Annotated in this window: 6 protein-coding genes; 5 read left to right on the plus strand and 1 reads right to left on the minus strand. The window is 61.2% G+C overall.

The window, feature by feature from the left end:
* The first annotated feature begins 229 nt into the window (after positions 1 to 229).
* The 5 genes from PA598K_RS04660 to PA598K_RS04680 all read left to right on the plus strand — a co-directional run bounded on the left by PA598K_RS04660 (position 230) and on the right by PA598K_RS04680 (position 4425).
* Positions 230 to 787 (plus strand): NUDIX domain-containing protein, encoded by a 558-nt coding sequence (locus tag PA598K_RS04660; protein ID WP_128655810.1) that lies wholly within the window; start codon positions 230 to 232, stop codon positions 785 to 787.
* Positions 787 to 2001, plus strand: a complete 1215-nt coding sequence (locus PA598K_RS04665; protein ID WP_128655956.1) for an endonuclease Q family protein — start codon at positions 787 to 789, stop codon at positions 1999 to 2001. The genes PA598K_RS04660 and PA598K_RS04665 overlap by 1 nt, the downstream gene beginning before the upstream one ends.
* A 119-nt stretch (positions 2002 to 2120) precedes the next feature.
* The gene (spoIIM, locus tag PA598K_RS04670) at positions 2121 to 2759 is read left to right on the plus strand and encodes a stage II sporulation protein M (protein WP_185601562.1); all 639 of its coding nucleotides are present in this window, start codon (positions 2121 to 2123) and stop codon (positions 2757 to 2759) included.
* Between the two features lie 143 nt (positions 2760 to 2902).
* Positions 2903 to 3364 carry a ferric iron uptake transcriptional regulator gene (gene fur, locus PA598K_RS04675; RefSeq protein ID WP_128655811.1) on the plus strand — a complete coding sequence of 154 codons (462 nt, stop codon included), beginning with the start codon at positions 2903 to 2905 and terminating at the stop codon, positions 3362 to 3364.
* An 89-nt stretch (positions 3365 to 3453) separates the two neighbouring features.
* Entirely contained in the window at positions 3454 to 4425 is a 972-nt protein-coding gene (locus tag PA598K_RS04680) for a 2-hydroxyacid dehydrogenase (protein ID WP_128655812.1), read from the plus strand.
* Here the strand turns inward: PA598K_RS04680 and PA598K_RS04685 are convergent.
* On the minus strand, positions 4406 to 5140 hold a 735-nt coding region (locus tag PA598K_RS04685; protein ID WP_148091917.1), incomplete at its 5' end, for a S8 family peptidase. The genes PA598K_RS04680 and PA598K_RS04685 overlap by 20 nt on opposite strands.

Here is a 5140-nt window from a genome sequence, read left to right on the forward strand (position 1 = left end):
CTTACGAAGCTAGCTTTTCTGCGAAAAGCTTTTAGGCGAACGCTTTAACGCTTTCTGAAAGAAAGCGACATCGGAAGCATAAACTTTTCTACAGATTCGATTCCGTGCCTCTTCGGCATTTTGAGGGCATCCTGGATAAATTGCTTTATTTTAAAATTTAGTAATTCATAGATATGCAATAGATGGACAAGTATGCTAGATTCAACAAACAAAAAGGAGTGGAGACATCATGACTGAACGTCCCGAGCTGTGGCGGGAGGAGACGGTAGAGACAAAGCCGATCTTCGACGGACAAGTGATTACGCTGCAGGTGGATACGGTGCGGCTGCCGGACGGCGGCACGACGACGCGCGAGATCGTCCGTCATCCCGGCGCGGCGGCGATTGTCGCGCTGCGTGAGGACAAGCTGCTCGTGGTCGAGCAGTATCGCAAGCCGATGGAGAAGTTCCAGGTGGAGATCCCGGCAGGCAAGCTGGATCCCGGCGAGGATCCGATGGAAGCGGCCTTCCGCGAGTTCGAGGAGGAGACAGGCTACCGTGCGGCCTCGATGAAGCTGATCAGCGCCTTTTATACCTCGCCCGGCTTTGCCGACGAGAAGCTCTACCTGTATTGGGCCGAAGGGCTGGAGAAGGGTGCGATGCAACTGGATGAGGAGGAATATCTCACCGTCGACGCGATCACCTTCGAGCAGGCGCAGCAATACATTCGGGAGGAGCGGATCAGCGACGCCAAGACGATCATGGCGGTCTATGCGTGGGAGCGCTATCGGCTGACCGGGACGATCTGATGGGCGGGCTTTCGGAGCAGACGGCAACGACGGAGTTGAGGCCGGTATTCGCCGATCTGCATCTTCATATTGGTCGCACGTCTGCTGGGGAGCCGGTCAAGATCAGCGCCAGCGATCGACTGACCTTCCGCGAGATCGCCCATGAGGCGGCGGTCCGCAAGGGCATCTCGCTGCTCGGCGTCATCGATGCGCACGCGCCGGGCGTGCAGGACGATATCGAGTCGCTGCTCGCTTCGGGCGAGATGACTGAGGTGGCTGGCGGCGGCATTCGCTATCGCGATACGACGATATTGCTGGGCGCAGAGATCGAGGTGTACGATGTGGGCACAGGCGGCCCGGCGCATTATCTGGCGTATTTGCCGACGCTGGCGGATATGCGGGCATTTACCGAGTGGATGTCGGCTTATATGCGCAATGTACGTCTCAGCTCGCAGCGCATCTACGTATCCGGTCGGGAGCTGCAGGCGGAAGTCAAGGCGCGGGACGGTCTCTTCATCCCGGCGCATATCTTCACGCCGCACAAGAGCTTGCTCGGCAGCTGTACAGACACGATATCCGAGGTGCTCGAGCTGGACCTCATCGATGCGGTAGAGCTCGGGCTAAGCGCAGATAGCCGGATGGCGGGCTGGATCAGGGAGCTCGACCGCTATCCGTTCCTGACCAACTCCGATGCGCACTCGTTATCCAAGATCGGACGCGAGTACAATGCGCTGCTGCTGGCCGAGCCGAGCTTCGCGGAGCTGCGGCTGGCGCTGCAAGGCGCGGAGGGGCGGCGCATCCTGGCCAACTACGGTCTCGATCCGAAGCTGGGCAAATATCATCGCACCTGGTGCAAGTCGTGCGGCGCACTCGCTGTCGAAGCCGCAGCGGATCAGTGCCCGCAGTGCGGCGGACGCAAGCTGGTGCGCGGCGTCATGGACCGCATCGAGCAGTTGGCGGAGCGCTCCGGACGTACGGAGACGCATGTGCCGGAGTGGCGTCCGCCGTATCGGTATCAGGTGCCGCTCGAGTTTATGCCGGGCATCGGCTCCGTCATGCTGGAGAGGCTGCTAGCCCGCTTCGGCACCGAGATGGACATCCTCCACCATGCCGACCCGGAGGAGCTGGCGGCGGTGGCGGGCCGAGGAGCGGCTGCGCTGGTGACGGCGGCGCGCGAGGGCCGACTGCAGCTCGCCTCCGGAGGCGGAGGCCGTTACGGCAAGGTAGAGGGCTAGGCGACTTAAAGCGATGCCGAGCCCGCTTAGCAGTCCATCGCAGTACCGACCCGAATGGCATAGTCGGCTGAAACGGCTCATACACTTGGATATCCGGACAAGTGTAGGAGAGGGTTGTATTGAAATCATCCTGGATGAAGCCGCTGGTCAAGGACCAGTTGTCGCTCTATGTCTTCGTGTCGGTCATTGTGGTCGTTGGAGTCATCTTCGGCACGTTAATGGTGCATGCGCTCACGCTGGAGCAACAAGAGGATCTCGCAGGCGACATTCATCATTTCGCCCAGATGCTCAGCTCCGGTAGCGATTCGGACTATGGCCAGTCCTTTTGGGATCGCGCCTGGCTGCATACGCGCTGGCTTCTGTTGATATGGCTCCTGGGCATCTCGGTCATCGGGATGCCGCTTATTTTGGCGCTCGACTTCCTCAAGGGGGTGCTGATCGGCTTTACCGTCGGTCTCCTCATTCAGGGGCATGGCTGGCATGGCGTACTGTTCTCGCTCCTGTCGGTTGCGCCGCCCAACATCATCGTGTTGCCCGCGCTGCTCATCGCGAGCGTGACCTCGATCTCTTTTTCTGTCCATCTGGTGAAGCAGCGGCTGTTGCTGCGGCAAGGCAAGCTTCGGCATCCGTTCCTGACACATCTCTCGATCTGTCTCCTCATGCTCGGCGCGCTATGGGTCGCTGCGTTGCTGGAAGCGTATGTATCGCCGCATCTGATGGGGTGGGCTTCGGGTTTTCTTCACGCGAGCGAGGGCTAGGCAGGGAGTCGCTGTGACGGGCGCGCCTTACTTTTTCACCAGCGTTTGCCGCTTCGACATTGACTTTTTCCCGGTTCTGCCACTATAATGAAGACAAAAGTTCGGCGAAAGTGGGCAGTGGTATGGACGCAGGGGGGAACAATATGGAAGCCCGGATCGATAAAATTAAACAACAGCTGCAATCTCAGGGCTACAAGTTGACTCCACAGCGTGAAGCCACCGTACGAGTGCTGCTAGAGAATGAAGAGGATCATCTGAGCGCAGAGGATGTCTTCATGCTCGTCAAGGACAAGGCGCCGGAGATCGGTCTGGCGACGGTATACCGGACGCTGGAGCTGCTCAGCGAGATGCATGTCGTGGAGAAGATGAACTTCGGCGACGGCGTGGCCCGGTACGATTTGCGTACCGACTCCAATACGCATCATCACCATCATCTGATCTGTGTGCAGTGCGGTACGATGGACGAGATTATGGACGATTGGCTTGGCCCGCTCGAGGAGCGGCTGGAGCTGGAATATGGCTTTTCGGTCATCGATCATCGCCTGGATTTCCAAGGCGTGTGCAAACGATGCCGCGATAAAAATGACAGTAAGGAACCGTCCTGAATGTAAGGCGGCCCGTCGAATCCCTGACAAGGGACGGCGGGCCGTTTGTGTTATAATGGGCATGCACATTTATGATGGGAGGCGCAAGGATGAAGCCAAAAGTATATGTAGCGACAAGCTTGCCGCAGCAAGCGATAGCGTATCTGGAGGAGCATTGCGAGGTAAGCCGCTGGACGGGGGACCGCGGGATCACCAAAGAGGCATTCATTGAAGAAGCGGCCGAGGCGGAGGGCGTGCTGCTGACCGGCACGACGATCGACGAATCGCTGCTCGCGCGACTGCCGCACTTGCGGGTGGTCAGCAATATGTCGGTCGGCTACAACAATTTTGACCTGCAGGCGATGCGCGCGCGCGGCATCCTGGGGACGCATACGCCGTATGTGCTGGACGATACGGTCGCCGATCTGGTTTTCGCGCTCATCCTGTCCGTCTCGCGGCGGATCGCCGAGCTGGATCGTTTCGTACGGGCCGGACACTGGGTAAAAGGCAGTGCAGCCGACCTGTTCGGGACGGATGTGCATCACCGCACATTGGGCATCATCGGCATGGGCCGGATCGGCGAGGCGATCGCAGCCAGAGGCCGTCTCGGCTTCGGGATGGATGTAATCTACCATAATCGCTCGCGCAAGCCCGACGTCGAGGACAGACTCGGCCTCCGGTATGTGGAGCTGGACGAGCTGCTGGCAGAGGCCGATTTTGTCGTCCTGATGACGCCGCTGACCCCGCAGACGCAAGGCTATATCGGCAAGGAGGCTTTCGCGAGGATGAAGTCCTCGGCGTTCTTCATTAATGCTTCACGCGGGCAGACGGTCGATGAGGCCGCTCTCGTCGAGGCGCTGCAGACCGGACAGATCGCCGGCGCTGGCCTCGACGTATTCGAGCAAGAGCCGATCCCGCCGGATCATCCGCTGCTGCAGATGGAGCAGGTGGTGCTGGTGCCGCATATCGGCTCGGCGACGGCGGAGACCCGCTTCGAGATGGCGATGCTCGCCGCGCGCAATCTGGTCCATGCCTTGCGCGGCGACGGCGAGGTTCATATCGTCAAGGAGCTGCAACCTTAGTCGCGCGGCGGCGCTTGGTCGGACAGACGCGTCGCTGCGCTCTGCGGCAAGCGATCGCGCGTTGCAGGGCAGCTGCGCTCTGGAGCAGCCCCTTGCCTTGCGAGAAGCGCGTGAAGCCGCGCAGCGGCTTGGCGGAGCGCTCAAGTGCCTGCCGCACCTGACGGCCGGTCAGCTGCGGCTGAGCCGCCAGCAGCAGCGCCGCTGCGCCGGCTACGTGCGGCGAAGCCATGCTGGTGCCTGAGAGCTTGGTGTAGCCGCCGCCCGGCCAGGTCGAGCAGATGTCCTCTCCCGGCGCAGTGATGTCGATGCCGACGCCTCTGCTGCTCAGCGAGGCGATGCGGCGATTGCGCGTAGACGCTGCGACCGCGATCGTCTCCGGATAGCTGGCCGGCGCATCGAGGCCGCCGGCTGCGACGCCGTCATTGCCCGCTGACGCGGCGATGACGATGCCGCATCGGGCGGCGCGCCGGATCGCCTCGCGGAGCGCCCGGCTCCGGACGCCCGGCTCTACGCCGAGGCTCATGTTGATGACCTGCATGCGATGGCGGATGCTCCAGTAGACGCCATCGACGATATCCGAGATGAAGCCAAAGCCGTTGCGGTCGAGCACCTTGACGGCGTACAGCTCCGCGCGCGGCGCGACGCCGGTGACGCCGCCCCGGATGCCGATCGCAGCCGCGATGCCGGCAACATGCGTGCCGTGGCCGTTGTCGTC

Source organism: Paenibacillus sp. 598K (assembly GCF_003851045.1).
Classification (GTDB): domain Bacteria; phylum Bacillota; class Bacilli; order Paenibacillales; family Paenibacillaceae; genus Paenibacillus_D.